General features: G+C 61.3%; 24 protein-coding genes and 1 pseudogene. 12 read left to right on the top strand and 13 right to left on the bottom strand.

Annotated features, from left to right (window positions below):
- Positions 1–26: 26 nt before the first annotated feature.
- Positions 27–647, top strand: a complete 621-nt coding sequence (locus KW841_RS10700) for a TetR/AcrR family transcriptional regulator (protein WP_007975574.1) — start codon at positions 27–29, stop codon at positions 645–647.
- A gap of 192 nt (positions 648–839) precedes the next feature.
- Here KW841_RS10700 and KW841_RS10695 read toward each other — a convergent pair whose 3' ends face one another.
- The 3 genes from KW841_RS10695 to KW841_RS10685 all read right to left on the bottom strand — a co-directional run bounded on the left by KW841_RS10695 (position 840) and on the right by KW841_RS10685 (position 2,699).
- Complete coding sequence (locus KW841_RS10695) at positions 840–1,745, bottom strand: phasin family protein (protein WP_218475823.1); 906 nt, start codon at positions 1,743–1,745, stop codon at positions 840–842.
- 10 nt (positions 1,746–1,755) lie between these two features.
- Positions 1,756–2,178: a phasin family protein gene (locus KW841_RS10690; RefSeq protein ID WP_104451116.1), complete on the bottom strand. Its 423-nt coding sequence runs from the start codon at positions 2,176–2,178 to the stop codon at positions 1,756–1,758.
- A gap of 245 nt (positions 2,179–2,423) precedes the next feature.
- Complete coding sequence (locus KW841_RS10685; RefSeq protein ID WP_015093124.1) at positions 2,424–2,699, bottom strand: polyhydroxyalkanoic acid system family protein; 276 nt, start codon at positions 2,697–2,699, stop codon at positions 2,424–2,426.
- 155 nt (positions 2,700–2,854) lie between these two features.
- Here KW841_RS10685 and ubiE point away from each other — a divergent pair, with 155 nt between their 5' ends.
- The 11 genes and pseudogenes from ubiE (at position 2,855) to KW841_RS30035 (ending at position 11,055) form a co-directional block, all read left to right on the top strand.
- Positions 2,855–3,625, top strand: coding sequence for a bifunctional demethylmenaquinone methyltransferase/2-methoxy-6-polyprenyl-1,4-benzoquinol methylase UbiE (gene ubiE / locus KW841_RS10680; RefSeq protein WP_007975568.1), 771 nt, complete (start codon positions 2,855–2,857; stop codon positions 3,623–3,625).
- Positions 3,625–4,248, top strand: a complete 624-nt coding sequence (locus tag KW841_RS10675; protein WP_007975567.1) for an SCP2 domain-containing protein — start codon at positions 3,625–3,627, stop codon at positions 4,246–4,248. The genes ubiE and KW841_RS10675 overlap by 1 nt, the downstream gene beginning before the upstream one ends.
- The gene (ubiB, locus tag KW841_RS10670; protein ID WP_218475821.1) at positions 4,245–5,849 is read left to right on the top strand and encodes a ubiquinone biosynthesis regulatory protein kinase UbiB; all 1,605 of its coding nucleotides are present in this window, start codon (positions 4,245–4,247) and stop codon (positions 5,847–5,849) included. The genes KW841_RS10675 and ubiB overlap by 4 nt, the downstream gene beginning before the upstream one ends.
- Positions 5,850–5,930: 81 nt before the next feature.
- The gene (hisI, locus tag KW841_RS10665) at positions 5,931–6,332 is read left to right on the top strand and encodes a phosphoribosyl-AMP cyclohydrolase (RefSeq protein ID WP_007989281.1); all 402 of its coding nucleotides are present in this window, start codon (positions 5,931–5,933) and stop codon (positions 6,330–6,332) included.
- A complete protein-coding gene (locus KW841_RS10660; protein ID WP_090328169.1) occupies positions 6,325–6,657 on the top strand; it encodes a phosphoribosyl-ATP diphosphatase in 333 nt (110 codons plus the stop codon). The genes hisI and KW841_RS10660 overlap by 8 nt, the downstream gene beginning before the upstream one ends.
- A gap of 25 nt (positions 6,658–6,682) precedes the next feature.
- On the top strand, positions 6,683–6,955 hold the full coding sequence (locus tag KW841_RS10655) for a twin-arginine translocase TatA/TatE family subunit (protein ID WP_102698555.1): 273 nt from the start codon (positions 6,683–6,685) through the stop codon (positions 6,953–6,955).
- A gap of 10 nt (positions 6,956–6,965) precedes the next feature.
- A complete protein-coding gene (gene tatB / locus KW841_RS10650) occupies positions 6,966–7,406 on the top strand; it encodes a Sec-independent protein translocase protein TatB (RefSeq protein WP_218475819.1) in 441 nt (146 codons plus the stop codon).
- Positions 7,403–8,197 carry a twin-arginine translocase subunit TatC gene (gene tatC / locus KW841_RS10645; protein WP_057712372.1) on the top strand — a complete coding sequence of 265 codons (795 nt, stop codon included), beginning with the start codon at positions 7,403–7,405 and terminating at the stop codon, positions 8,195–8,197. The genes tatB and tatC overlap by 4 nt, the downstream gene beginning before the upstream one ends.
- Positions 8,194–8,901: a 16S rRNA (uracil(1498)-N(3))-methyltransferase gene (locus tag KW841_RS10640; RefSeq protein ID WP_015093117.1), complete on the top strand. Its 708-nt coding sequence runs from the start codon at positions 8,194–8,196 to the stop codon at positions 8,899–8,901. The genes tatC and KW841_RS10640 overlap by 4 nt, the downstream gene beginning before the upstream one ends.
- A gap of 237 nt (positions 8,902–9,138) precedes the next feature.
- Positions 9,139–10,200: pseudogene (locus tag KW841_RS30040) on the top strand (methyl-accepting chemotaxis protein); the annotation flags it as partial.
- Positions 10,183–11,055 carry a methyl-accepting chemotaxis protein gene (locus KW841_RS30035; RefSeq protein WP_371319507.1) on the top strand — a complete coding sequence of 291 codons (873 nt, stop codon included), beginning with the start codon at positions 10,183–10,185 and terminating at the stop codon, positions 11,053–11,055. The pseudogene KW841_RS30040 and the gene KW841_RS30035, both read left to right, overlap by 18 nt.
- A gap of 225 nt (positions 11,056–11,280) precedes the next feature.
- Here KW841_RS30035 and mdoH read toward each other — a convergent pair whose 3' ends face one another.
- The 10 genes from mdoH to hutH form a co-directional block, all read right to left on the bottom strand.
- Positions 11,281–13,851, bottom strand: coding sequence for a glucans biosynthesis glucosyltransferase MdoH (gene mdoH / locus KW841_RS10630; RefSeq protein ID WP_033047965.1), 2,571 nt, complete (start codon positions 13,849–13,851; stop codon positions 11,281–11,283).
- The gene (locus KW841_RS10625; protein WP_218475815.1) at positions 13,844–15,658 is read right to left on the bottom strand and encodes a glucan biosynthesis protein G; all 1,815 of its coding nucleotides are present in this window, start codon (positions 15,656–15,658) and stop codon (positions 13,844–13,846) included. Before KW841_RS10625 ends, mdoH begins: the two co-directional genes overlap by 8 nt.
- 321 nt (positions 15,659–15,979) lie before the next feature.
- Entirely contained in the window at positions 15,980–16,417 is a 438-nt protein-coding gene (gene dtd, locus KW841_RS10620; RefSeq protein WP_015093112.1) for a D-aminoacyl-tRNA deacylase, read from the bottom strand.
- Complete coding sequence (gene pip, locus KW841_RS10615; RefSeq protein WP_095964593.1) at positions 16,414–17,385, bottom strand: prolyl aminopeptidase; 972 nt, start codon at positions 17,383–17,385, stop codon at positions 16,414–16,416. The genes dtd and pip overlap by 4 nt, the downstream gene beginning before the upstream one ends.
- Before the next feature lie 104 nt (positions 17,386–17,489).
- On the bottom strand, positions 17,490–18,395 hold the full coding sequence (locus tag KW841_RS10610; RefSeq protein WP_218475813.1) for an alpha/beta hydrolase: 906 nt from the start codon (positions 18,393–18,395) through the stop codon (positions 17,490–17,492).
- Between the two features lie 137 nt (positions 18,396–18,532).
- Positions 18,533–19,495, bottom strand: a complete 963-nt coding sequence (locus KW841_RS10605) for a choline ABC transporter substrate-binding protein (protein ID WP_218475810.1) — start codon at positions 19,493–19,495, stop codon at positions 18,533–18,535.
- Positions 19,496–19,760: 265 nt separating this feature from the next.
- Positions 19,761–20,564, bottom strand: a complete 804-nt coding sequence (hutG, locus tag KW841_RS10600; protein WP_218475807.1) for an N-formylglutamate deformylase — start codon at positions 20,562–20,564, stop codon at positions 19,761–19,763.
- 10 nt (positions 20,565–20,574) lie between these two features.
- A complete protein-coding gene (hutI, locus tag KW841_RS10595; protein ID WP_218475804.1) occupies positions 20,575–21,780 on the bottom strand; it encodes an imidazolonepropionase in 1,206 nt (401 codons plus the stop codon).
- Between the two features lie 17 nt (positions 21,781–21,797).
- Entirely contained in the window at positions 21,798–23,207 is a 1,410-nt protein-coding gene (locus KW841_RS10590) for an amino acid permease (RefSeq protein ID WP_218475802.1), read from the bottom strand.
- Positions 23,208–23,316: 109 nt separating this feature from the next.
- Positions 23,317–24,849: a histidine ammonia-lyase gene (gene hutH / locus KW841_RS10585; protein ID WP_218475800.1), complete on the bottom strand. Its 1,533-nt coding sequence runs from the start codon at positions 24,847–24,849 to the stop codon at positions 23,317–23,319.
- Between the last annotated feature and the right edge of the window lie 47 nt (positions 24,850–24,896).

Genomic DNA, 24,896 nt, shown 5'->3' with positions numbered 1-24,896 from the left:
CAAGACCCGATCATTAAGAAGACTGGATGAAAACCCGCGACCGGATCCTCGAATGTGCCCTGCAGTTGTTCAACCAGAAGGGCGAACCGAATGTCTCCACCATGGAAGTTGCCAATGAAATGGGTATCAGCCCCGGCAACCTCTACTACCACTTTCACGGCAAGGAACCGCTGATACTCGGGCTGTTCGAGCGCTTTCAATGTGAACTGCAACCGCTGCTCGACCCACCGTCCGACGTCGAATTGGGCCCCGAAGATTACTGGCTGTTCCTGCATCTGATCGTCGAGCGCCTGTCCCACTACCGGTTTCTGTTCCAGGACCTGTCGAACCTCGCCGGACGCCTGCCGAAACTGGCCAAGGGCATTCGCAACCTGCTCAATGCACTCAAGCGCACACTGGCGTCGTTGCTCGCACGATTGAAGGCTCAAGGGCAATTGGTCAGCGACACCCAGGCGTTAGGGCAACTGGTGGAACAGATCACCATGACCCTGCTGTTTTCACTGGATTACCAGCGGATTCTCGATCGCGAAGGCGAGGTACGGTTGGTGGTTTACCAGATCATGATGCTGGTGGCGCCGCATCTGTTGCCACCGATCAAAGTGGCGACGGAGCAAATGGCGATGCAGTACCTGGAAGCACACGAGTAAGCCTGACACCCGCCACCCCTGTGGGAGCGAGCTTGCTCGCGATGGCGTCTGTTCAGCCAACCTGGATGTCGACTGATACACCGCTATCGCGAGCAAGCTCGCTCCCACAGTGGGCTTGTGTCGCTCAGAAATCCGCGCACAAACAAAAACGCCCGACCTTGGCAGGCCGGGCGTTTTTTTGAGCCCTGAAAATCAGGACTGACTGGTTGGCGTCGATGGAGCTGGCGCGGCAGTCGGGGTGACAGCAGGGGTCGGTGCGGTCGCGGAGTTCGAGGCGCTGACCGGAGCGGCTGCCGGGGTTGCCGGGGTTGCCGGCTTGGCAGCTGCTACTGCTGGTTTTGGCGCGGCGGCTTTTGGAGCTGCCGGCTTCTTCACTGCAGGTTTTTTCGCAGCAGCTGGTTTGGCTGCAGGCTTGGCGGCGGCGGGTTTTGCTGCAGCTGTTTTAGCCGCAGGCTTGGCCGCTGCTGGCTTGGCCGCCGGTTTGGCGACAGCTTTCGCCGCAGCCGGTTTGGCCGCTGGCTTGGCCGCTGCAGGTTTGGCGGCTGCAGTTTTAGCGGCAGGCTTGGCAGCAGGTTTAGCCGCTGCTTTTGCCAGTGGCTTGGCAGCCGTTTTCGCGGCTGGCTTGGCGGCGGCAGTCTTGGCAGCAGGCTTGGCTGCCGCGGTTTTCGCCGCGACAGGCGCGACTTTGGCACCGGTCAGTTTTTCGATTTGCTTGGTCAGGGTCTCGACCTTGCTGTGCAGTGCCTTGACTTCGTTGCGGCTCGGTACGCCCAGACGCGAGATGGCGCTGTTCAGACGCTTGTCGAAAGCACCTTCGAGCTCATCCCACTTGCCCAGTGCGCGATCTTTCACGCCGCTGATGCGCGATTTGGCCGAAGAAGCGGAGTCCTTGGCGGCGTCGACTGTCTTGCCAACAGCGCTCTTGGTGAGCTTCTCGGCTTTCTCGCCGTCCTTAACCAATGCATCGAAGAGTTTGCTGCCGTCAGTGTCGATCTTCGAGTACACGCCTAAACCAGCCAGCCAGATTTTTCGGGAGTAATCTTCAACCTTCCCGATCCACGAGCTGCCTTCTTTTTCGGTTTTCTTTTTAACAGCCATCCCGTTCTCCTTAAGATTTACGCGCGACACGTTCGAGCAATGCCGTCAGCTCATCGAGCTTAGCAGAGAGTGTCTCAACGTCATGTTTAGACGGAATGCCGATACGATTCAAGGCACTTGCGACACGCGTGTCGAACGCCTTCTCGACCTTGTCGAGTTGAACTTCGACACGGCCTTTGAAAGTGCTGACTTCACTCTTGACTTCATCGATCTCGGCATTGGCCGCTTCAAGTTTCTCAGCGACTACTTTTTTGCCTTTCTTTTCAACAACCTGACCAGCCTTGATCAGCTCTTGAAAGTATTCGCTGCCCTCTTGGCCGACCTTGGCGTAGGCGCCCAGGCCTGCCAGCCAGATCTTGCGGGCATAGGATTTGACGTCGCCCAGCGTGCTGGTCGATGCGTCGATTTTTTTCTTCAAAATAACTTTGGCCATGGTGCACCTCACGCGCAGAAGGTTTGAGGAACTGCCCGGATAAGTGTCGGGCTCTGGCACAAAGTAGGGAGAAAAATTAGAAACGGCACCCTAACAAATGACATAAACCTTTGAGAGCACCGCAAACTAAATGTGGGAGCGGGCTTGCTCGCGAAGGCGTCGTGTCAGTCAACATCCTGGTCAACTGACAGACTGCCTTCGCGAGCAAGCCCGCTCCCACAGGGGATCTCATTTCAACCAGAAAATCAGACGAGGGCCTTGTCCAGCGCCTTTTCGATTTCCGCTTTGATCATGCCGCTCATGGCCGACATCATCAGGCCCAGTTCCACATCGACCTTGATCGAATCTTCACTGACATGCACCGCACCCTTCACACCCGAGCGCTTGAGGTTCAGGGTGTCACCGGACCACTGCGGCTCCAGGCCATACTGATCGGAAAGTTTCTGCGCCAGCTTGTCGGCCTTCTCGCGAGCCGCTTCCTTACCCAGGCCGTGGGCACGTTCAACACTAATACGGGCCATCGAATGACTCCTGCTTTATGGATGCTTTCCCGGGGCATCTTGACCTCTGCTGCGTCAAAACGTCCCGATGGTTGCCCATCTTACCTTCAGCCTTGCCAAGACAAAGCATGCCTTGGGGATTAGAATGTCGCGCATTCTCTTTTGGTGACAGCGATATGACTGATCAGCGCAAAGGCAGCGATGCCGAACCCACCACTCACTTCGGCTTCAAAAACGTTCCGGAAAGCCAGAAAGCGGAAAAAGTCGCTGAGGTTTTCCACTCGGTAGCCGCCAAGTACGACCTGATGAACGACCTTCTGTCGGGCGGCATGCACCGTCTGTGGAAGCGTTTCGCGATCGAGTTGTCGGGCGTTCGTGCCGGCAATCGCGTGCTCGACATCGCCGGCGGCACCGGCGACCTGACCAGGAAGTTCTCGCACCTGGTAGGCCCGACCGGTCAGGTCGTACTGGCCGACATCAACGAATCCATGCTCAAGGTCGGCCGTGACCGCCTGCTGGACCTGGGTGTGGCCGGCAACGTCGAATTCGTTCAGGCCGATGCGGAAAAACTGCCGTTCCCGGACAACCATTTCGACTGCGTGACCATCGCCTTCGGCCTGCGCAACGTGACCCACAAGGAAGACGCCCTGCGCTCGATGCTGCGCGTGCTCAAGCCGGGTGGCCGCTTGCTGGTGCTGGAGTTCTCCAAGCCGACCAACGCGCTGATGTCCAAGGCCTACGACGCTTACTCGTTCGCCTTCATGCCATTGATGGGCAAGCTGATCACCAACGACTCGGAAAGCTATCGCTACCTGGCCGAATCGATCCGCATGCACCCGAACCAGGAAACCCTGAAGTCGATGATGGTCGAGGCCGGTTTCGACCGCGTGACCTATCACAACATGACCGCAGGCATCGTTGCCCTGCACCGCGGCATCAAGCCCTGATGCTGCTCGCCGGCCTGCTCGCCAGCGTTGAACTCGGCCTGAACCGGGTGCTGCGCCTCGACAGCACGGCGCTGCCGCGGCTGGCGCATCTGACCGGCAAAGTGATTGCCGTCGATTGCCGCAGCCCGGCGCTGCACCTGTTCATCCTGCCCAGCGACGAAGGCCTGATGCTCGCCTCCCAGTGGGAAACCGGCGCCGACTGCACCTTGCGTGCACCGGCTTCAAGCCTGTTGAAGCTGGCCATGAGCAAGGACAAGACCTCGATCCTGCACAGCCCTGAAGTCGAACTCGACGGCGACAGCGGCGTGCTGCTGGAGCTGGCGGCGATCCTCCAGGACCTGGAGCTGGACTGGGAGTACGAGCTCTCGCGCTGGCTCGGCCCGGTCGCCACACAACTGGTCGGCGGCCACCTGCGCAGTCGCGCCCGCTGGTACCAGCAAGGCTTTGCCAGCCTGGGCCAGAACCTGGGCGAATACCTGGCCGAAGAATCGCGCACCCTTGTCGGTCAGCGCGAAGCCGAAGCCCGATTCAGTGAACTGGACCAGATCAAGCTCGATCTGGAACGTCTCGAGGCGCGTTTCGAGCGCCTTTCCCGATCCCTCGACCCAAGCGATAACGCATGAAGCTGCTTGCCGTCCGCCGTTTGTTGCGCATCCAGCGCGTCGTGATCCGCTACCGCCTCGATGACCTGCTGTTCGCCCTGCCACTGCCGTGGTTTCTGCGGGCGCTGCGTTACGCGTTGCCGTGGCGCTGGTTCCCGCGCAAGACCCTGGACCTGAGCCGTGGCGCGCGACTGCGCCTGGCGTTGCAGGACCTGGGGCCGATCTTCATCAAGTTCGGGCAGATCCTGTCCACTCGCCGCGACCTGCTGCCAGAAGACATCGCCGATGAGCTGATGAAACTGCAGGACCGCGTGCCACCGTTCGACTCGCAGGTGTCGGTCAAGCTGATCGAAGAACAGCTGGGCAAGAAAATCAGCGACGTGTTCAGCCGTTTCGATGTCGAGCCGCTGGCCTCGGCTTCGGTGGCGCAGGTGCATGCCGCGCAACTGAAAACCGGCGAAGAAGTGGTGGTCAAAGTGATCCGCCCCGGTCTCAAACCGGTGATCGCCCAGGACCTGGCATGGCTGTTCATCCTCGCCCGCGCCGCCGAAAAACTCTCCGCCGATGCGCGCCTGCTGCACCCGGTGGACGTGGTCAGCGATTATGAAAAAACCATCTACGACGAACTCGACCTGCTGCGCGAGGCGGCCAACGCCAGCCAGTTGAAGCGCAATTTCGACGGCTCGCCACTGCTGTACGTGCCGCAAGTCTATTGGGACTGGTGCCGGCCGAAGGTACTGGTGATGGAGCGCATCTACGGGATCCAGGTCACCGATCTGGCGACCTTGGCCGACCAGCGCACCGACATGAAAATGCTCGCCGAACGTGGCGTGGAGATTTTCTTCACCCAGGTATTCCGCGACAGCTTCTTCCACGCCGACATGCACCCCGGCAACATCTTCGTCAGCACCGTGAATCCCTGGAGCCCGCAGTACATTGCCATCGACTGCGGCATCGTCGGCAGCCTGACCCCGGAAGACCAGGACTACCTGGCGCGCAACCTGTTCGCCTTCTTCAAGCGCGATTACCGTCGCGTGGCGCAATTGCACATCGATTCGGGCTGGGTGCCGGCGGAAACCAAGCTCAACGAATTCGAAGCGGCGATCCGTACCGTGTGCGAGCCGATCTTCGAAAAACCGTTAAAGGATATTTCCTTCGGTCAGGTGCTGATGCGCCTGTTCCAGACCGCTCGGCGCTTCAACATGGAGGTTCAACCGCAGCTGGTTCTGCTGCAAAAAACCTTGTTGAACATCGAAGGCCTGGGCCGTCAGCTGTACCCGGACCTCGACCTGTGGAACACCGCGCAGCCGTTCCTCGAGCGCTGGATGCGCGAGCGGGTCAGCCCCAAAGCCCTGCTCGGCAACGTGCAGAGCCAGTTCGAACAGATCCCGCACCTGGCGAACATGGCCCGCGACCTGCTCGAACGCATGTCCCAGCCACACGCCTACGATCCGCCGCCCGCGTGGCATCGACGCCGGGACGAATGGTTCCTGCGCCTGCTCGGCACGGCGCACCTGGCCGGTGGCGCCATCCTTGCCGCTGGCGGTCCGCTGAACCAGTTGGCCTATTGGCCGGCCGGCATCATGATGGCCGTCGGTTTGTATCTGGTCGTGCGCCGATAGCCAGTTGTGTTGCGCACTGGCACACTGTTTCAACGCCTGAGCTCGACTATTGAAGTGTCGAGCCCGCTGTCGGAGTCAAAGATGAAAAACTGGCTGGACGAGATCAAGTGGGACGCTGACGGCCTCGTGCCGGCGATTGCCCAGGATCACAAGACCGGGCGCGTCCTGATGATGGCCTGGATGAACCGCGAAGCACTGGAACTGACCGCTGCCGAGAACCGCGCCATCTACTGGTCGCGCTCCCGTGGCAAGCTGTGGCGCAAGGGCGAAGAGTCCGGCCACGTGCAAACCCTGCACGAGATGCGCCTGGATTGCGACGCCGACGTCATCATCCTGATGGTCGAGCAGATCGGCGACATCGCCTGTCATACCGGCCGCCAGAGCTGCTTCTACCGCGTCTACGAGAACGGTGACTGGACAACGGTCGACCCGGTCCTGAAAGATCCGCATGCCATCTATTCCGCAGGACACAAACATGAGTGACACTCTGACCCGTCTGGCCGCCGTACTGGAAGAGCGCAAAGGCGCCGCCGCCGACAGCTCGTATGTCGCCAGCCTGTACCACAAGGGCTTGAACAAGATTCTGGAAAAAGTCGGCGAAGAGTCGGTCGAGACCATCATTGCCGCCAAGGACGCCGCCGTCAGCGGCGACTGCAGCGATGTGATCTACGAAACCGCCGATTTGTGGTTCCACAGCATGGTTATGCTCGCCCAATTGGGGCAGCATCCACAGGCTGTACTCGATGAACTTGACCGTCGTTTCGGTCTCTCCGGACACGCCGAGAAAGCCTCGCGCCCGTCCGCCTGAATAACTATTAGAGAGGAGCAGCAGCATGGGCATTTTTGACTGGAAACACTGGATCGTCATCCTGGTTGTCGTGGTACTGGTATTCGGCACCAAGAAACTGAAAAACCTCGGTACTGACGTCGGCGAATCGATCAAGGGCTTCAAGAAAGCCATGAACGACGACGAAAAACCGGCCGACCCGAATGCGACCCCGGCCCAACCGGTTCCACCGGTCCAGCCACAGACCACTGTGAACCAGCCGCACACCATCGACGTGCAGGCACAGAAAGTCGAAGAGCCGATCCGCAAAGACGTGTGAGCACTGACTAATGTTTGGTATCAGCTTCTCTGAACTGCTGCTCGTCGGCCTCGTTGCCCTGCTGGTGCTGGGCCCCGAACGCTTGCCGGGCGCTGCGCGCACCGCTGGCCTGTGGGTCGGGCGCCTGAAGCGCAGCTTCAATGCAATCAAACAGGAAGTTGAGCGTGAAATCGGTGCCGACGAGATTCGTCGGCAACTGCACAACGAACACATCCTGTCGCTTGAGCAGGAGGCGCGGAAAATCTTCACGCCGACCCAGCAGGAGCCGACGCCGGTCGAGCATGTGGGTGCGCAGACGATTCAAGCACCTGCCGCTACTGTCGACTCAACACCTGCTGCCGTTGTAGCGCCTGTCGAACCTGCGCCCGTTGTTGCAGCCGCTCCGGTTGAACCCGCTGCGCCTGTTGCGCCAGCCCCTCATGACCCAACACTGCCGCCGCGAGCCCCATGAGCGATCTCCCAGAAAACGACCAGCACATGCCGCTGGTTTCGCACCTCACCGAGTTGCGTACCCGACTGCTGCGCTGCGTAGCGGCGATTTTCATCATCTTCGCCGGCCTGTTTGCCTTTACCCAGCAGATCTACACCTTTGTCTCCACGCCGCTGCGTGCGTACCTGCCCGCCGGCGCGACGATGATTGCCACCGACGTGTCGTCGCCGTTCCTGACGCCGCTGAAGCTGACGATGATGGTCTCGCTGTTCCTGGCGATCCCGGTGATCCTGCACCAGATCTGGGGCTTCATCGCCCCCGGCCTGTACAAGCATGAAAAGCGTATTGCCGTGCCCTTGCTGGTCTCCAGCATCTTTCTGTTCTACGCCGGCATGGCCTTCGCCTACTTCCTGGTGTTCCCGCTGATCTTCAAGTTCTTCGCCGCCGCCACCCCGGCCGGTGTGGAAATGATGACCGACATCACCAGCTACCTCGATTTCGTCATGACGCTGTTCTTCGCCTTTGGCGTGGCGTTCGAAATCCCGGTGGCCGTGGTGCTGCTGGTGTGGATCGGTGTGGTCGACGTCAAATACCTGAAGAAAATTCGCCCGTACGTGATCATCGGCTGCTTTGTGGTCGGCATGATCCTGACGCCGCCGGACATCTTCTCGCAGACCTTGCTGGCCGTGCCGATGTGGCTGTTGTTTGAAATCGGCATCCTGTTCGGCAGCCTGATCAGCAAGCGTGGCGACCATCCGGAAGACCAACCGGCTGACGATCACAACGACCAGCCGCCAGCGACCCAAGCGTGAACCTGCTGCTCCTCGAAGAGGCCGATTTCATTGCGGCCGACCGAGCGATCCTGCGTGATCGCCGGTTGACCCACATGCAGGAAGTCCACCGCTGTGAAGTGGGCGACAGCATGCGCGTCGGGCGGATCGGCGGGCTGATGGGCTCGGCCGAAGTGCTGCGCCTGGACGCCGACGAAGCGGAATTGCGCGTCACCCTGGACCAGCCGCCACCGGCCAAGCTGCCATTGACCCTGGTATTGGCCCTGCCACGCCCCAAGATGCTGCGCAGGGTGTTCCAGACTGTGGCGGCCATGGGAGTGCCACGCATCGTGCTGGTCAACAGCTATCGCGTCGAGAAGAGCTTCTGGCAGACCCCCTTCCTGGAGCCCGAGGCCATTCGCGAGCAATTGATCCTCGGCCTCGAACAGGCCCGGGACAGCGTGCTGCCGGAAGTCGTCATCGAGAAGCGTTTCAAGCCGTTCGTCGAGGACCGTTTGCCGGCGATCACCGACGGCACCCTCGGCCTGGTGGGGCATCCCGGCAATTACCCGCCCTGCCCTCGCGCACTCAGCGAACCGGTGACCCTGGCCATCGGCCCCGAGGGTGGCTGGATTCCCTACGAGATCGACCTGCTGGGCAAATCCGGCCTGCAACCGGTGCAACTGGGCGAGCGCATCCTGCGCGTCGAAACCGCCGTGACCGCGCTGCTGGCCCGCCTTTTCTAAATCCCTACGCGATCACTGTGGCGAGGGGGCTTGCCCCCGTTTGGTCGCGCAGCGGCCACTGCTGTTACTCCAGCCAAACCGCATGCTCCTTTTTTACGGCTGCTGCGCACCCGAGCGGGGGCAAGCCCCCTCGCCACAGATCACCACACATCTGAAAAATCCTGTGCACCTATAGATCCACACAGCTCTGCCGATACATCCCCCATAAAACCAAATTGTGGTCCGGGGAGATTCAGCATGTACCAATGGCTAGCCGAGAATCTGGGAAACGTCAGCGTCAAACGCAAGCTGGGGATCGGCTTCGGCCTGGTGCTGTTACTGACCCTGCTGATCACCTTCACCGGCTGGACCGGCCTGAGCGGCGTCACCAGCCGAGGCGATAAACTGGGGTTCATCGCCAGTCTCAACGACCTGACCAAGGACCTGCGCATTGCACGCCTGGATTACGAGATGCGTCGCGGTGAACAAGGCCCCGGTGCCGTCAACGATCTGCTGGGCAAACTCGAAAGCGGCCTGCAGACCGCCCGCGGCCTGATCGAACAGCCAGCCGACACGGCCATGGTCGATCAACAACTGGCCGCTGTCGCCGAATACCGTCGTGCCTTCAACGACATGACCCAAGCGGGTGCCCAGCGTGAAGAAGCCCGCAGCAAACTCGGCGCCACCGCCGACAACGCCGTGGCCCGTGTCGCCGAAGTGGAAAAATCCATGCTGCAAGGTGACAGCGTCGCAGCATTCAATAGCGTGATCGACCTGAGCAAACTGATCCAGCAGGCGCGCTTCCAGGTTCGCGGATACACCTACAGCGGCAAGAGCGAAGCCGAACAGCCAGCCCTCGACGCGATCGACAACGCCCTGAAGAACCTCGAGAGCCTGCCGGCCAAACTGCCTGAAGAACACATCGCCAACCTGCAACAGGCGACGGATTCACTCAAGGCCTATCGTGCCGCCGTCAGCCAGTTCCGCGACTCCCAGGTGGCCAGCGCCAAGGCCCTGGTACGCATGTCCGCCCAAGGCGACATCCTGTTGGACATGAGTCAGAAACTCACCGTCTCGCAAACCGTCGTGCGTGACAGCGATGCCGCCCACGCCAAGAACATGCTGACCCTCGCCACCGTTCTGGCCATCGCCTTCGGCCTGTTGGCCGCGTGGGCGATCACCCGGCAGATCATCATTCCGTTGAACCAGACCCTGGCCGTGGCTGAGCGCGTTGCCAGCGGCGACCTGACCCACAACCTGACGTCCCAGCGTCGCGACGAACTCGGCCAGTTGCAGCGCGCCATGCAGAGCATGACCCAGGGCCTGCGCGAACTGATCGGCGGCATCAGCGATGGCGTCACACAGATCGCCAGCGCCGCTGAAGAGCTGTCCGCGGTCACCGAGCAGACCAGCGCCGGGGTCAACAGCCAGAAAGTCGAGACCGATCAGGTCGCCACCGCCATGAATGAAATGGCCACCACCGTGCAGGAAGTGGCGCGCAACGCCGAAGAAGCCTCCGAAGCCGCCGTCGCCGCCGACCAGCAGGCCCGTGAGGGCGACAAAGTGGTGGGCGAAGCCATCGCCCAGATCGAGCGCCTGGCCGCGGAAGTCGGCCACTCCACCGAGGCCATGGGCGAACTCAAGCGCGAAAGCGACAAGATCGGCAGCGTGCTCGATGTGATCAAGTCCGTAGCCCAGCAAACCAACCTGCTAGCGCTCAACGCCGCGATTGAAGCCGCCCGTGCCGGTGAAGCCGGACGGGGTTTTGCCGTGGTCGCGGACGAAGTCCGTAGCCTGGCCCAGCGCACCCAGAAATCCACCGAAGAGATCGAAGAGCTGATCGTCGGCCTGCAAAGCGGCACGCAGCAAGTGGCGACCATCATGGACAACAGCCGCACCCTGACCGACAGCAGTGTCGAACTGACCCGCCGCGCCGGTGGCTCGCTGGAAAGCATCACCCGCACCGTCTCGGCGATTCAGGCGATGAACCAGCAGATCGCCGCTGCCGCCGAACAGCAAAGCGCCGTGGCCGAAGAGATCAACCGCAGCGTGCTGAACGTGCGGGATGTGTCGGATCAGACCTCGGCAGCCAGTGAAGAGACCGCAGCCTCCAGCGTTGAGCTGGCACGACTGGGGACGCATTTGCAGATGCTGGTGGGCAAGTTCAGGGTTTGAGGTGATCTGCGTACCTCGGTTCACTCAGGACCGAGGTGATGCCTTCGCGGGCAAGCCCGCTCCCACAGGTATTTTCGGTGTTCACACAATGTGTGCCTCACCTTGAACCCTGTGGGAGCGGGCTTGCCCGCGAAAGCGATTGACCAGACACCGCAGTTACAGAATCTGGTGCAAGCTCAAGAACCAACTTCAAACCAAAAAAACCCGCTTTCGCGGGTTTTTTTATCATGCCAACTGAGGCTGTTCGCTCATCGGCTTGAGCGGCAGCAACGGTGCATGGGGATCGGCCTTCACCGACTTGCGCCAGGCGCCCAGCCACTCTGGGTGACCTTCGTTCCAGACCTGCTCGTGCAAGCGAGCCAATGCCACCGGGTCGCTCAACAGTTGCACACGCTCGTTGTTGGTCAGGCCTTCAGGACCCACCTTCATCGCGTGCCGTACCCGCTCGATCCGCAACCACTCAATCGGCTCAGCCTGATTGTGCCGCGAGGTCGCCAGCGAGCACGCCAGGGCGTTCTGCTGTGGATCGACCACCGAACGGACGAAGCCGTCGTTCAGCGCGTGCCAGCGGTTTTCATGGGTGTACTGGTCGGTGGCCAGCAAGGCCTGCGGCGGATTGTATTCCTCAGGGATCAGGAACAGGCTCTCGTCGCGGGACTTCAGGCCCAGGCCGACGCGACTGGAGATCACCGACACCGGAATCGACAGCATCAACGAACCGACGATCGGCACCAGCCACCACAGGAAGCTCGGGTTCAGCCAGATCACCAGCATGGCCCAGAAGAAGCCCAGCAGGGTTTGCGGACCATGGCGCTTGATCGCTTCGCTCCACGGGGTGGAGTCATCGTCACGCTGCGGCGAGTTCCAGGTCGCGGCCCAGCCGAGGAACGCGGCGAGGACGAAACGGGTGTGGAAAATCATCCGCACCGGTGCCAGCAGCATGGAGAACAGCATCTCCAGCAGCATCGACAGGGTCACCTTGAACTTGCCGCCGAACTCTTTCGCACCCTTGGCCCAGATCAGGATGATGCTCAGCAGTTTCGGCAGGAACAGCAGCACGATGGTGGTCGAGAACAGCGCAATCGCCTTGTCCGGGTGCCATTGTGGCCACAGCGGATAGAGTTGGCGCGGCTCAAGGAAGTACTGCGGCTCCATCAGCGTGTTGACCGCCAGCAGCGCGGTCGACAGCACCAGGAAGAAGAACCACAACGGCGCCGACAGGTAAGACATCACGCCGGTCAGGAACACCGCGCGGTGCACCGGATGCATGCCCTTTACCAGGAACAGGCGGAAGTTCATCAGGTTGCCGTGGCACCAGCGACGGTCACGCTTGAGTTCGTCCAGCAGGTTCGGCGGCAGTTCTTCATAGCTGCCCGGCAAGTCGTAGGCAATCCACACGCCCCAACCGGCACGGCGCATCAGCGCGGCTTCAACGAAGTCGTGGGACAGGATCGAGCCGGAGAACGCGCCTTTACCGGGCAACGGCGCCAGGGCGCAGTGGTCGATGAACGGCTTCATGCGGATGATTGCGTTGTGGCCCCAGTAGTGCGACTCGCCCAGTTGCCAGAAGTGCAGGCCGGCGGTGAACAGCGGGCCATACACGCGAGTAGCGAACTGCTGCATGCGTGCATACAGGGTGTCCATGCCCGACGCCCGTGGCGCGGTCTGGATGATCCCGGCATCCGGCGTGGCTTCCATCAGGCGCACCAGACTGGTCAGGCACTCGCCGCTCATCACCGAGTCGGCGTCGAGTACGACCATGTACTTGTAGTCACCGCCCCAGCGACGGCAGAAGTCGTCGAGGTTGCCGCTCTTGCGTTTTACGCGACGACGACGGCGGCGATAGAAGATCTTGCCGAAGCCACCGGCTTCGCGGCAGACGTCCAGCCAGGCCTGTTGCTCGGCCACACAGATATCGGCGTCGTTACTGTCGCTGAGGACGAAGAAATCGAAGCGGTCCAGGTCACCCGTGGCCGCAACCGACTCGAAGGTCGCCCGCAGGCCGGCGAATACCCGAGGCACGTCTTCGTTGCAGATCGGCATCACCAGTGCGGTGCGCGCATCCTTTGGAATCGGCTCGTTACCAGCACTTTTACCGGAGATACGGTATTTATCGTGACCGGTCAGCAATTCGAGGAAGCCCATCAGCGCGGTCCAGAAACCGGCCGATACCCAGCAGAACAGAATCCCGAACAGGATCAGGATGCTGGTCTGCAACGCGTAAGGCAGCACTTGCGTGGCGGTTTGCAGCAGCGGTTGGTGCAGCACTTCGTTGAGGTCGACGAACGACCAGCCCTGGTACGGCATGATGCCTTTCATGTACCAGCCGGCGACGATGGTCTGGCCGAGCATCAGCAACAACAGAATATAGCGACGGATCGAACCGACGGTCCGCCAGCGCGCAGCCGGCAGTACACGCTCGTCCTTCGGCGGCTTCGGCGGGTTGGTACGACCGGTCATCCGCCGCCAGCCACGCACCAGAATATTGGTGCGCCACGGCTCCGGCACGACCTTGGTCCGCCGGATCGGCGGGGTCGCCTTGAGGCAGACCCGGCCGTTGGCGTCGAGCACCAGCATTTCCGCGTCCTGCAGCTCTTCGGCAGTGCTCAGGGTCAGGCGTTTGCCGACCGATGCCTGGGCGGCTTCGGTCGGGGCGTCGAACGTCGAAGACGACAGGCGTTCGTGCAATTCGCTGAAAGACTGGCAGCCCGCGAGTTCCGCGCGCTGCTCGTCGGTCATCGGCAGATGCGCCAGGTACTCAGAAAGAGTTTCTGGCCGTACTTGAGAGTTACTCATCGGCAGGCAACTGATAGCTCCAGGTCTCGGTCAGGACTTCTTCAGTCGGCGCCGATTCCGGTGTGGCTGGGGCCGCGTCGGCAGCGACAGGCTGCTTGGCGTCTTTATTGGCCTTGTCCTTGGCATCTGCAACAGGCTTCGCTTCAGCCTGCTTGGCCTCCGCTTGCTTGGCTTCCTTGTCCGCTTTCTCTTGTTGCTTGGCGGCAACCTTGTCCGCCTTGGCAACCGACGAGCTGGACGACGGGATCGACGTCTTGGCCAGGTCCGCCGGCACGATGTTCTGCACCAGCGCGGCACGCATCTCGGTAGCCTTGCCCGGATCCTTGATCTTCATCCGCAGGGTCAGGCGCCAGCCCTTGGTTTCAGGGTTGTAGCGCACGCTGTTTTCCACCAGCTCGGCGTTGTCGCCGACGCTGACCTGGCTGCGAACTTCGGCATCGGCCGGCAATGCCGCCAGGGACGGGCCTTCGAAGTCCACCAGGTAGGCAACACTGCCATCGGGCTGACGAATCAGGTTGGACTGCTTGACGTCACCGGTCGAACGCAGGGTCTGCTTGACCCAGGCGCTGTCCGGCGCGTGAATCGCCGCTTCGTCCATGGTCCAGTGCATACGATAAGCGACATCGAGCGGCTGGCCAGGTTCCGGCAATTTTTCCGGGTTCCAGAAGGCCACGATGTTGTCGTTGGTTTCGTCGGCGGTCGGAATCTCGACCAGGTCGACGGTGCCCTTGCCCCAGTCACCCTTCGGCTCGATCCAGGCGCTTGGGCGCTTGTCGTAGCGGTCGTCGAGGTCTTCGTAGTGGCTGAAGTCGCGGCCACGTTGCAGCAGACCGAAGCCGCGCGGGTTTTCCACGCTGAAGTTGCTCACCGCCAGGTGTTTCGGGTTGTTCAGCGGACGCCAGATCCACTCGCCGTTGCCGGCATGGATCGCCAGACCGCTGGAGTCGTGCAGTTCGCGGCGGTAGTTCAGTACTTTCGACGGCTGGTTGGCGCCGAACAGGTACATGCTGGTCAACGGGGCAATACCCAGTTTGCCGACTTTGTCGCGCAGGAACATCTGCGCCTTGACGTCGACGATGGTGTCGCTGCCCGGACGCAGGGTCAGGCGATAGGCGCCGGTGGCACGCGGAGAGTCCAGCAGGGCGAAGATCACCAGGTGCTTGTCGCCCGGTTTGGGCTGTTGAATCCAGAATTCGCGGAAACGAGGGAATTCTTCACCGGATGGCAAGGCGGTATCGATGGCCATGCCGCGAGCGGACAAACCATAGACGTGCCCCTTGCCGACGACGCGGAAGTAGCTCGCGCCGAGCATGGTCATGATTTCGTCTTGTTTGTCGGCCTTGTTGACCGGGTACAGCACACGGAAACCGGCGTAGCCCAGTTGTTCGGTGGCTTTCGGGTCGAATTTCACATCGCCGAAGTCGAAACGACTTGGATCGTATTTGATCTCTTCGACGGTGTTCGCGGTGACTTCGTTGATTTTCACCGGCGTATCGAAGTGCATGCCCTGGTGATAGAACGACAGCTTGAACGGGGTTTTCTGGTCCGCCCATTCGGCTTTTTCCGTCAGAAAACGAATTTTCTGATAGTCCGCGAATTTCATCTCGCGGAACTCGTTCGGCAGGTTACTGCGCGGCGCTTCGTATTTCTGCGCGGCCAGCTCTTTTGCCTTGGCCGATACATCATCCAGACTGAATGCCCAAAGCTGGCCGGCGCTGAGCAGGCAGAGCAGTGCAGAGCCCGCTACCAGAGCGCTGCGTAACCGTTTGGCAGACAATTTTGGTGCGTTACAGGGACTAACAATCACGAGCAACCCTCGCCGAAAACAGATCAAAAAACCAACGGCCAGTTAAAGGGTCTGCACGGTGTACGGTATGAAAAAACCGCCCTTGCAAACCACTCTTGCCAAGTTGGCGAGCATTGTTCCGACTCCGCTGGGGCGAAATGATTCCCCAATCGGATCCAGACAAGTCTCTACCTAAGTCAAAATGGACCAACGAACGCTGATCCCCGTAGCGCGCGATTATCTAGTAGGCCGCGTTACAACGCATCAGGGGTAACAAAGTATTTATCGCGATAAAGCCCTGTTTTCAGTCGAAATGAGCTTAAAAACTTGTTTCAAGCGCTTTCAGGTCTGTAACAGGAAGGTTACCGGGCCATCATTGACCAGGTGCACCTGCATATCCGCGCCGAATCTACCTGATGCCACAGTGCCATGCACCTGTTTCGCTTTGCTTAATAGATAGTCGAACAATTCCTCTCCCAACGCCGGAGGGGCCGCAGTCGAGAAACCCGGACGCAGCCCGCTTCTGGTATCGGCAGCCAGGGTGAACTGAGAGACCAGCAGCAGCCCGCCGCCCACATCCGCCAAGGACAGGTTCATCTTGCCCTCAGCGTCACTGAACACCCGATAGTTAAGCAGCTTATTAAGAAGTTTGTCGGCGCTGGCCCGCGTATCGTCTGGCTCAACGGCCACCAGGACCAGCAGTCCCTGATCAACGGCACCCACGACTTCGCCGGCAACCTCGACTCGTGCGCCACGCACCCGTTGCAGCAGGCCCTTCATGCCTCGTCAGGCGCCAGGTCGAGCAAACGCCGGGCCATCTGATCGGCGGCACGGACCAGCGCGTCGGTGATGCCCGGTTCGGAAGCGGCATGACCGGCATCGCGGATGACCTGCAGTTCGCTGTTCGGCCAGGCTTGATGCAATTCCCAGGCGTTATCCAGCGGGCAGATCACGTCATAGCGGCCATGGATGATCACGCCGGGCAAATGGGCGATCTTGCCCATGTCGCGGATCAACTGGTTCGGTTCCAGGAAGGCGTGGTTGCTGAAGTAGTGGCATTCGATGCGGGCAATCGACAATGCACGCTGTGGCTCGGAGAAGCGATCGACCACCAGCGGGTTCGGACGCAGGGTCGCAGTACGGCCCTCCCAGGTGGACCAGGCCTTGGCCGCGTGCATCTGGGCAATCTGGTCGTTGCCGACCAGACGCTTGTGGAACGCGGTGAGCAAATCGCCGCGCTCGTCCAGCGGGATCGGCGCGATGTAGTCCTGCCAGTAATCGGGGAACAGACGGCTCGCGCCAGCCTGGTAGAACCATTCGATTTCCTGCGGGCGGCACAGAAAAATCCCGCGCAGGATCAGACCGTGTACACGCTCAGGATGGGTTTGCGCATAGGCCAGCGCCAGGGTCGAACCCCAGGAGCCGCCAAACAGCACCCATTTGTCGATGCCCAGGTGCTGGCGAATCCGCTCCAGGTCGGCGACCAGATCCCAGGTCGTGTTGTTTTCCAGGCTGGCGTGGGGAGTGGAGCGACCGCAGCCGCGCTGGTCGAAGGTAACAATGCGATACAGGTTGGGATCGAAGAAGCAACGACTCTGGGCATCACATCCGGCACCGGGGCCGCCGTGGATGAACACCACCGGCAAACCTTCCGGTGAACCGCTTTCGTCGACATACAGCGTGTGGGTCTCGTCGACGGCCAGATCGTGCCGGGCGTAGGGTTTGATCTGCGGGTACAAAGTCTGCATTGCGCACTCCGTAAGGGGTCGAGGTCATCCCTGGGGGGACTTCTATTATTCTGCCGTCCGGCATCATAAACCCGAATTACGTCAATGAGCATGCCCGTGCGGAGTCAGATTCTTGCTGCCAGGTATCCGAACAGGGTCTGATACAGCTCGTCGACCTCGGCTACCTGCCCGCGGGCCCGCAAACAGCCATGAACCAGGCCCTCGCCGACATACAACGTGGCAGCCCCGCCCGCAGCGTTCAGTCGCTCGGCATACCGCAGGCCGTCATCACGCAACGGGTCGAACTGTGCCACGGCGATCCAGGCCGGTGGCAATCCCCTGAAATCCGCGGCGAGCAATGGCATGGCGTAGGCGCTCGGATGGCGGGTGCCCCGCAGGTAAAGGGCGTGATAGCAATCGACGTCACTGCTGCTGAGTAACGGCGCGTCGGCGCACTCACTGCGCGATGGCAGCCGGTGATCGCCGCCCAACCCCGGATAGATCAGAACCTGCGCGCACGGCAACGGCTCGCTGGCATCGCGCAGTGCCAGGCACAACGCTGCTGCGAGATTGCCGCCGGCACTGTCACCGGCCACCAGCATGCGCTCCGGATCGAGTTGAAACGGTCCGGTGCGCAGCGCTCGCCAGACCTTCAGGCAATCATCGAACGCAGCAGGAAACGGATGCTCCGGAGCCCGGCGATAATCGACGGCGATCACCAGCACACCGAGTGTCGAAGCCAATTCGGCGCAGATGAAATCGTGGGAGTCCAGGTCCCCCACCACCCAGCCACCGCCATGCAGGTAAACGATGCATGACGTACTGCTGGCCGGTGGCTGATAGGAACGGACAGCAACGCCAGACAACACGAAGTCGACCACATACAACCCGGCGGGACGTGCCGGAGTAAACGCCCGGCACATCTCGCTGTAGGCCAGGCGCAATCCGGCGAGGCTGCTGTCGGTGCTGTTGAAACTGACGGTTTTCTCGACGAATGCCGTCATCTGTCTGGAAAGCGGGTAAGAAGCCATGAGCCGGATGCCCGTTCAGAGGTATGTGTGGCGCCCACCCCTTGTAGGAGCGAGCTTGCTCGCGATGATCGTCAACGATAACGCGATAAGTCTGATATCCCGCGGCGCTCTCAGGTTTATCGCGAGCAAGCTCGCTCCTACAGGTTTTGGGGTGAGTTTTTCAGGCTGGCCTGAACCGTCGCCACGCCGTCCTTGCCATCGAAACTGCTGACACCCGCCAGCCAGCGTTGCAGGTCTTCGGGATGTTCGCGCAGCCATTTTCTAGCGACATCCTGAGCCGTTTGGCGCTCCATGATCGGCATCATCAGCTGGCTTTCCTGGGCAGCGGTGAACGTCAGGTTCTCCAGCAACCGATTCACGTTCGGGCAGCGCTCGGCGTAATCCGGGGCGGTGACGGTGGATACAGTCGCCGCACCTTCGTTCGGCCCATAGACGTCTTCGCTGCCGGTCAGGTAGGCGATCTTCATGTTGATGTTCATCGGGTGCGGGGTCCAGCCGACGAACACCACGAACTCCTTGCGATTCACCGCCCGCTGCACGGCCGCCAGCATCCCGGCCTCACCGGACTCGATCAGTTTGAAGTCCTTGAGGCCGAAGTGATTGGTCTCGATCATCGTCTTGATCGTGGTGTTGGCACCGCTGCCCGGCTCGATGCCGTAGATCTTGCCGCCGAGCTGGTCTTTGAACCTGGCAATATCGGCGAAAGTTTTCAGGCCCGCAGCCGCGACGTAGTCAGGCACAGCAAGAGTCGCCTGGGCATCGGCCAGGCTCGGCTTGTCCATGACCTTGACCTGATTGGCAGCCACGAAGGGTGCGATGTTCTTGTCCATCGCCGGTTTCCAGTAACCCAGGAAGATGTCGAGCCGCTTGTCGCGGATGCCGGCAAAGATGATTTGCTGCACGGCGCTGGTTTGCCTGCTTTCGTAGCCCAGACCATTGAGCAGCACATCGGCCATGCCGCTGGTGGCAATCACATCGGTCCAGTTGACCACGCCCATGCGCACGGCCTTGCAGGAGGGATCGTCAGCGGCCAGGGCGCTGGTGCTCAGGAGAGCGGTGCCGCAGAGGATTGAGAGACAGCGGGCGAACAGTCTTTTCATCAGGATGATCTCGTGCGGCAGCGGATTGTTATCGGGCCGGTGTCTTTGTGCACCGTGGCCAGAACAATACGCAGCAGACGAGCGGTAAAAGCGACCTGTGGCGACCGTGTTTTGCACGGTGGCGACTGTCCCGGCGCGCTTTCAAGATAAACACATACCTGTGGGAGCGAGCTTGCTCGCGATGGCGGTGGATCAGTCGACATAGATGTAACTGACAGACAGCTATCGCGAGCAAGCTCGCTCCCACAGGGTTATATACCAAGCATTAAGCGTTGTAGTGCTTCTCACCCCAGGCCAGCAGCCCTTGCAGCAACTCCTTGAGCACCACCCGCGTCGGCTCCGCCAGATCGGCGCGATAACGGAACGGCTCGAACTCTTCCATGTACGTGCACTGCCCGAGTTCCAGTTGCACAGCGTGGATGTTCTCGCCCGGGTTGCCGTAATGACGGGTGATGTGGCCGCCCTTGAAGCGTCCGTTCAGCACGTGGGTGTAATTGTCGTGGCGCGCGCAGATCGCTTCCAGCTGACTGGCCAACTGTGGATCGCAACTGGCGCCATTGAAGGTGCCGAGGTTGAAGTCCGGCAGTTTGCCGTCGAACAGGTGCGGGATGATCGAGCGGATCGAGTGTGCATCGAACAGCAGCGCGTAGCCGAACTCGGCCTTCAGTCGTTCCAGTTCCTGCTGCAGGGTGCTGTGGTACGGCGTCCAGATCTTTTCCAGATAGGTCGCACGCTCTTCTTTCGAAGGCTCCAGCCCTTCACGGAACAACGGCACGCCGTCGAACAGCGTGGCCGGATACAGGCCGGTGGTCGCGCCCACATACAGCGGCTTGTCGTCGGACGGACGGTTCAGGTCGATGACGAACCGCGAGTATTCGGCCGCCAGGGTGCTGGCGCCCAGTTCAGCGGCGAAGTCATACAACTGCGGAATGTGCCAGTCGGTGTCCGGCAGGCTTTTCGCGTCGGGGATCAATCCAGCCTCGACCGCAGGCGTCAGACGTACGCCAGCGTGAGGCATGCTGATCAGCAGCGGTACGCGGCCTTGTTTGAAGTTAAGTACCTTATCCACAACGGCTCTCCTACAGATGTGTCTCGACGCCGTGGCGCACGACGCGTTTTTCCAGGTCGCCGCCCAGCCAGTACGACAGGTCGGCCGGACGATCGATTTGCCAGGCGACGAAATCCGCGACCTTGCCGGCTTCCAGCGAGCCGTGGGTATCGGCCATACCCAGCGCGGTAGCGGCGTGAATCGTGGCACCCGCCAAGGCTTCTTCCGGGGTCATGCGGAAGCAGGTGCAGGCCATGTTCAGCATCAGGCGCAACGACAGTCCCGGTGAGGTGCCCGGGTTGAGGTCGCTGGCGATGGCGATTTTCACGCCGTGCTTGCGCAGGGCATCCATCGGCGGCAATTGGGTTTCGCGCAGGAAGTAAAAGGCCCCGGGCAACAACACCGCGACGGTACCGGACTCGGCCATGGCGATGGCGTCGTCTTCGGTCATGAACTCCAGGTGATCGGCGGACAACGCGTGGTAACGCGCCGCCAGGCTCGAGCCGTGCAGCGACGACAATTGCTCGGCGTGCAGCTTCACCGGCAAGCCCAGTTCCCGGGCGGTGATGAATACGCGCTCGACCTGCGCCGGCGAGAACGCCAGGTATTCACAGAATGCATCCACCGCGTCGACCAGCCCTTCGGCCGCCAGGGCCGGCAGCATGTCAGCGCAGATGTGATCGATGTAGTCGTCGGCGCGATCGGTGTATTCCGGCGGCAAGGCGTGAGCGGCCAGACAAGTGCTGCGCACGCTGACGGGCAATTCGGCACCGAGGCGACGGGCCACGCGCAGCATCTTGCGCTCGTTGGCCAGGTCCAGGCCGTAGCCGGACTTGATTTCGATGCTGGTGACGCCATCGCGCATCAGGCTTTTCAGGCGCTTGGCGGCACTGACGAACAGTTCGTCTTCACTGGCCGCGCGGGTGGCGCGCACGGTGCTGGCGATGCCACCACCGCTGGCGGCGATTTCCGCGTAGCTGACGCCTTGCAGGCGCTTTTCGAATTCACCGCTGCGGTTACCGCCGAACACCGTGTGGGTGTGGCAGTCGATCAGTCCCGGGGTGACCCAGGCGCCGTCAAGATCGTTGACGGCCGGGTAATCCCCCGCCGGCAGTTCAGCGCGCGGGCCGATCCACTCAATGAGCGCGCCTGACGTCACGATGGCCGCATCCTCGATGATCGAGTAGACGCCTTGCGCCATGGTTGCGACGTGACAGTGTTGCCAGAGCGTTTTCATCCTTGGCCTCCGTTAGGTTATCGATGAGAAAAAGTCGGGTCCGGTGTCACCAGGGCAGCCTGGCCTGCCGCCGGTTTCACCCAGGTCAGGTAGGCCAGCACCAGCAGCACGATCCACACCACGCCGACTATCAGGGCCGCCTGGGTGTCCGGAAAGTAGCCCAACACGCCGAAGACGAACAGCATGAAGGCAATCGCCGCTATCGGTGCATAAGGCCAGAACGGTACCGGGAATTTCAATTGTGCGACCTGCCCGGCGCTCATGGAACGACGCATGGCCACTTGGGTAAACAGAATCATCAGCCAGACCCAAACCGTGGCAAAGGTCGCGATGGAGGCGATCAGCAGAAACACGTTTTCCGGGATCAGGTAGTTCAGCAACACGCCCAGCAACAGCGCGGCGCTCATCACCACAACGGTCATCCATGGCACGCCGTTGCGCGACAACCGCGCGAAGCCCTTGGGTGCGTGGCCCTGCTGAGCCAGGCCGTACATCATGCGGCCAGCACCGAAGATGTCACTGTTGATGGCCGAGATCGCCGCCGAGATCACCACGATATTGAGGATGGTCGCCGCCGAGCCGATGCCCAGATTGTCGAAAATCTGCACGAACGGGCTGCCCTGGCTGCCGATCTGCTGCCATGGAAAGATCGACATCAGCACCAGCATCGTCAGGACGTAGAACAACAGGATGCGCAGCGGCACGGCATTGATCGCCCGGGGCAGCACATGCTGCGGGTCTTTGGCTTCACCGGCGGTCACACCGATGATTTCAATCCCACCGAACGCGAACATCACCACCGCGAACGAAGCGATCAGACCGCCCACGCCATTGGGCATGAAGCCGCCATGGTTCCAGAGATTGCTGATGTCGGTCGCCTGGGCGCCGGGCGCCGTGCTGATGCCGAACAACATGATGCCGAAGCCACCCAGGATCATCGCGACAATGGCCCCGACCTTGAGCAGCGACAGCCAGAACTCCATTTCACCGAAGACTTTGACGTTGCACAGGTTCAGGCCGCCTACCACGGAGACGATGCCCAGCACCCAGATCCAGCGGGAAACCTCCGGGAACCAGAAGCCCATGTAGATACCGAATGCAGTGACGTCGGCCATGCCGACGATGACCATTTCGAATGCGTAGGTCCAACCGAGGATGAAGCCCGCCATCGGCCCGAGATAGGTGCTGGCGTACTGGCCGAAAGAGCCGGCCACCGGATTGTGCACCGCCATCTCACCGAGGGCGCGCATGACCATGAACACCGCCGCGCCACCAATCAGGTACGCGAGCAGCACCGCAGGCCCGGCCATTTGAATGGCCGAGGCAGAACCGTAAAACAGCCCGGTGCCGATTGCCGACCCCAGCGCCATGAAGCGAATATGTCGGGCAGAGAGCCCGCGTTTCAAACCCTTTGCTGGCTGTTGCATTGCTCGTCCTTAATTGTTGTTATTCGACGCAAAATCGAATCGCGAGCAAGCTCGCTCTCACAGGAGTACGTATTCCAATGTGGGAGCGAGCCTGCTCGCGAAGGCGCCCTTACAGGCTAGGCAGCAACTTCGCCGAAACCAGCTCGTTCAGGCAACGCGAAGCCAACAGCTCGGTCGCGGCGTTGATGTCCGGCGCGAAGAAGCGGTCCTTCTCATAGAACGGCACCTCGTTGCGCAGGATGGCGCGGGCCTTTTCCAGCTTCGGCGAAGTCTTCAGGCCGTTGCGCAGGTCAAGGCCCTGAGCCGCGGCCAGCCATTCCACGGCGAGAATCCCGCGGGTGTTCTCGGCCATTTCCCACAGACGCTTGCCAGCCGCCGGCGCCATGGACACGTGGTCTTCCTGGTTGGCGGAGGTCGGCAGGCTGTCCACCGAATGCGGATGGGACAGCGCCTTGTTCTCGCTGGCCAGTGCCGCGGCGGTCACCTGGGCGATCATGAAGCCGGAGTTCACACCGCCGTTGGCCACCAGGAACGGCGGCAGTTGCGACATGTGCTTGTCCATCATCAGCGAGATGCGACGCTCGCTCAGGGAGCCGATTTCGGCGATGGCCAGGGCCATGTTGTCGGCGGCCATGGCCACCGGCTCGGCGTGGAAGTTGCCACCGGAGATCACGTCACCTTCGGCAGCGAACACCAGCGGGTTGTCGGAAACGGCGTTGGCCTCGATCGCCAGCACTTCGGCGGCCTGACGGAACTGGGTCAGGCAGGCGCCCATGACTTGTGGCTGGCAACGCAGGGAGTACGGGTCCTGGACCTTCTCGCAGTTCTCGTGGGAGTCGGAGACTTCACTGCGCTCGCCGAGCAGATCGCGATAAGCGGCGGCCGCGTCGATCTGGCCTTTCTGGCCGCGGGCCGCGTGGATGCGGGCGTCGAACGGCGAACGCGAGCCCAGTACCGCTTCCACGGTCAGGCCGCCCAGTGCCAGGGCACCGGCAAACAGGTCTTCACCTTCGAACAGGCCGCGCAGGGCAAAAGCGGTGGACACCTGGGTGCCGTTGAGCAGCGCCAGGCCTTCTTTCGCGGCCAGGGTCAGCGGGGTCAGGCCGGCGACTTTCAGCGCTTCGGTGGCTTCCATCCACTCGCCCTTGTAGCGCGCCTTGCCTTCGCCCAGCAGCACCAGCGACATGTGGGCCAGAGGCGCCAGGTCACCGGAAGCACCGACCGAACCTTTCAGGGGAATGTGCGGATACACCTCGGCGTTGATCAGGGCGATCAGCGCGTCGATCACCACGCGGCGGATGCCAGAGAAACCACGGCTCAGGCTGTTGACCTTGAGCACCATGATCAACCGCACCAGTTCGTCGCTGATCGGCTGGCCGACACCGGCGGCGTGGGACAGCACCAGCGAGCGCTGCAGGTTTTCCAGGTCTTCGCTGGCGATGCGGGTCGAGGCCAGCAGGCCGAAACCGGTGTTGATGCCGTAGGCGGTGCGGTTCTCGGCGAGGATCTGCTCCACGCAGGCCACGCTGGCTTCGATCTGGGCTGCAGCGCTGTGGTCGAGGGTCAGTTTGACCGGTTGCTGATAGACATCACGCAGTTGGGCAAGGCTCAGTTGGCCAGGAATCAAATTAAGCGCAGTCATGTTCATTCTCCTTTTGAGAGTTTGTTGTTAACTACCAGACGCTCCGG

This window comes from Pseudomonas sp. PDM28 (assembly GCF_019219115.1).
GTDB lineage: Bacteria > Pseudomonadota > Gammaproteobacteria > Pseudomonadales > Pseudomonadaceae > Aquipseudomonas > Aquipseudomonas laurylsulfatiphila.
Note: the sequence above shows the minus strand (reverse complement) of the source record. Positions and strands in the feature narration are given on the sequence as shown.

Bases quoted from the DNA above. Each gene is read 5' to 3' on its own strand.
- KW841_RS10700 (WP_007975574.1), top strand. From the start codon at position 27: ATGAAAACCCGCGACCGGATCCTCGAATGTGCCCTGCAGTTGTTCAAC.
- KW841_RS10695 (WP_218475823.1), bottom strand. From the start codon at position 1,745: ATGGCTGTTAAAAAGAAAACCGAAAAAGAAGGCAGCTCGTGGATCGGG.
- KW841_RS10690 (WP_104451116.1), bottom strand. From the start codon at position 2,178: ATGGCCAAAGTTATTTTGAAGAAAAAAATCGACGCATCGACCAGCACG.
- KW841_RS10685 (WP_015093124.1), bottom strand. From the start codon at position 2,699: ATGGCCCGTATTAGTGTTGAACGTGCCCACGGCCTGGGTAAGGAAGCG.
- ubiE (WP_007975568.1), top strand. From the start codon at position 2,855: ATGACTGATCAGCGCAAAGGCAGCGATGCCGAACCCACCACTCACTTC.
- KW841_RS10675 (WP_007975567.1), top strand. From the start codon at position 3,625: ATGCTGCTCGCCGGCCTGCTCGCCAGCGTTGAACTCGGCCTGAACCGG.
- ubiB (WP_218475821.1), top strand. From the start codon at position 4,245: ATGAAGCTGCTTGCCGTCCGCCGTTTGTTGCGCATCCAGCGCGTCGTG.
- hisI (WP_007989281.1), top strand. From the start codon at position 5,931: ATGAAAAACTGGCTGGACGAGATCAAGTGGGACGCTGACGGCCTCGTG.
- KW841_RS10660 (WP_090328169.1), top strand. From the start codon at position 6,325: ATGAGTGACACTCTGACCCGTCTGGCCGCCGTACTGGAAGAGCGCAAA.
- KW841_RS10655 (WP_102698555.1), top strand. From the start codon at position 6,683: ATGGGCATTTTTGACTGGAAACACTGGATCGTCATCCTGGTTGTCGTG.
- tatB (WP_218475819.1), top strand. From the start codon at position 6,966: ATGTTTGGTATCAGCTTCTCTGAACTGCTGCTCGTCGGCCTCGTTGCC.
- tatC (WP_057712372.1), top strand. From the start codon at position 7,403: ATGAGCGATCTCCCAGAAAACGACCAGCACATGCCGCTGGTTTCGCAC.
- KW841_RS30035 (WP_371319507.1), top strand. From the start codon at position 10,183: ATGCAGAGCATGACCCAGGGCCTGCGCGAACTGATCGGCGGCATCAGC.
- mdoH (WP_033047965.1), bottom strand. From the start codon at position 13,851: ATGAGTAACTCTCAAGTACGGCCAGAAACTCTTTCTGAGTACCTGGCG.
- dtd (WP_015093112.1), bottom strand. From the start codon at position 16,417: ATGAAGGGCCTGCTGCAACGGGTGCGTGGCGCACGAGTCGAGGTTGCC.
- pip (WP_095964593.1), bottom strand. From the start codon at position 17,385: ATGCAGACTTTGTACCCGCAGATCAAACCCTACGCCCGGCACGATCTG.
- KW841_RS10610 (WP_218475813.1), bottom strand. From the start codon at position 18,395: ATGGCTTCTTACCCGCTTTCCAGACAGATGACGGCATTCGTCGAGAAA.
- KW841_RS10605 (WP_218475810.1), bottom strand. From the start codon at position 19,495: ATGAAAAGACTGTTCGCCCGCTGTCTCTCAATCCTCTGCGGCACCGCT.
- hutI (WP_218475804.1), bottom strand. From the start codon at position 21,780: ATGAAAACGCTCTGGCAACACTGTCACGTCGCAACCATGGCGCAAGGC.
- KW841_RS10590 (WP_218475802.1), bottom strand. From the start codon at position 23,207: ATGCAACAGCCAGCAAAGGGTTTGAAACGCGGGCTCTCTGCCCGACAT.
- hutH (WP_218475800.1), bottom strand. From the start codon at position 24,849: ATGACTGCGCTTAATTTGATTCCTGGCCAACTGAGCCTTGCCCAACTG.